The sequence below is a fragment of the Thalassospira profundimaris genome (assembly GCF_003326755.1).
GTDB lineage: Bacteria > Pseudomonadota > Alphaproteobacteria > Rhodospirillales > Thalassospiraceae > Thalassospira > Thalassospira profundimaris_B.
The window spans coordinates 1-919 of sequence record NZ_JPWH01000075.1 but is presented as its reverse complement, the minus strand read 5'-3'; the positions used below and the strand labels follow the sequence as shown (position 1 = coordinate 919).

1 protein-coding gene is annotated in these 919 nt (G+C 55.2%); it reads right to left on the bottom strand.

The genetic code is table 11. The features are described from left to right. Window positions 1-139: 139 nt before the first annotated feature. On the bottom strand, window positions 140-919 hold a 780-nt coding region (locus tag TH25_RS24615), incomplete at its 5' end, for a transposase (protein WP_147253104.1).

The following is a 919-nucleotide window of genomic DNA, read 5'->3' as shown; positions in this document are numbered from 1 at the left end:
TGGACACCCGCAAAAACCTATCGTCAGAGCCTTGAATTGACTGATTTCGAGCGTTTTCAGGCGTCATGAGGGGTTGGTTTGGCTTTTTTTGGTTGATCGTCTCGCCTTTTCAGGCGGTTTCTCAGTGCTTCGGACGCACCTATCCCATAGCAGCCCTGGTTTCGTGGAAGATCAGGCGATTGAAGTTGTAGGCAAGATTGGCCAGGGTGATCTTTGCCTCTGCGCGGGCCAATCCGATGGTCCGGATGAAGAGGCCAAATCGGTTCTTCTGATGCGCAAACACATGCTCAACGGCGGCCCGGATCGACGATTTCTTCGCATTGGCCCTGGCTGTGTGCTCCGCCATCGGTTTACCCCGTGGCTTGCGACGATGGATCTGACTGTTCATCATGTTCCTTGCCAGCCACTTTTCGTTTCTTTGCGACCGGTAAGCGCTGTCAGCCCATACCTTGGCCGACATATTCCCTTTATCGACCAGGCGGCTTAACTGACGGCCGTCAGGAGCAGCGGCGGACGTCACTGTCGCTGAGCGAATGAAGCCATACCGCCGGTCGATACTGATGTGAGACTTGTACCCAAAGACAGGTGTCGCGATTTGCGGCAAAGGGGTTCCATCAGGTCGATAGCGCAGTTTGCCGCCAATTTTGAGCGTCCAGCGGGCATCCACATCCTTTTGCGCCGCCTTGTTCGGCGCGTCGGGCCAAATCTCCCGGGCCGACTTTCCCGCCTTTATTGCCTCCTTCTCTCCATCATTGTTGCGTTGCTTTGGTGCCGGAACGAGGGTCGCGTCGATAAGTTGACCCGACATCGGGATATAACCCTTCTTGTGGAGTTGCCAGTCAAACGCCTTCATCACACGCTTCAGCGTGCCTGTTTCGATCATCCGATTGCGGAAGTGACGGATAGTGTTCTCATCTGG